The sequence below is a fragment of the Photobacterium sanguinicancri genome (genome assembly GCF_002265265.1).
In the GTDB taxonomy this organism is placed as follows: domain Bacteria; phylum Pseudomonadota; class Gammaproteobacteria; order Enterobacterales; family Vibrionaceae; genus Photobacterium; species Photobacterium sanguinicancri.
In genome coordinates, this window is the sequence record NZ_NOIF01000407.1 from 1 (window position 1) to 727 (window position 727).

General features: G+C 36.3%; 1 protein-coding gene. It reads left to right on the forward strand.

Features of this window, described 5'->3' with window-relative positions:
• Positions 1 to 4: 4 nt before the first annotated feature.
• On the forward strand, positions 5 to 727 hold a 723-nt coding region (locus ASV53_RS24320), incomplete at its 3' end, for a substrate-binding periplasmic protein (protein ID WP_094959023.1).

Genomic DNA, 727 nt, shown 5'->3' on the forward strand with positions numbered 1-727 from the left:
AGTCATAACACTATCAATAACGGCATTACTAAGCTTCTCATCCGTCGCTGCATCCCCAAATGATATCAATTATTATGTGATAGCAAAACAAGCGGCCCCCTTTCAAATAGAGAATAAAGCAGATCAGCACAGTGGAATTGTTACTGATATCGTAAAAAAAGTATTTGAAGGTAGTCAGTATGCGATTAACTATCACTCGTACCCATTCAACCGAATGATTTCAATTCTTGAAGGAGGCGGTCAAGCCAATTGGATTACATACGGGAGCCCATCATGGGGAGGTGTACAGGCTAAAAACCTATCTGAAGAGCCTATTTATACAGTTAAACACGTTTTGTTAAGCAGTAAAAAAAATGAATTTACTTTCAAAAACATGAAAGACATAGAAAACAAAATCGTCGTTTTACTTCATGGCTTTGACTATCCACAATTAACACCTTTCATCCAATCCGGAAAAGTGGAAGAACTGCGTGTTAAGGATTACCAAGCCGCTTTTCGTATTGTAAAAAAACTACAGGGTGACGCTGCATTCGTTGAAATGGACTCTCGAATAAAATATAACTTATCAGAACTAAATTTAGACAGGGAGCAATATAAAACTCAGTCGTTTAATAAAATCATCCCTGATTACCCTATTTACTTGGCATTTGACCCTAATATGGACAAATCCATCCAAACATTTATAAATGATCGCTTAAAAAACATGAAATCAAGTGGTGAACTAGAT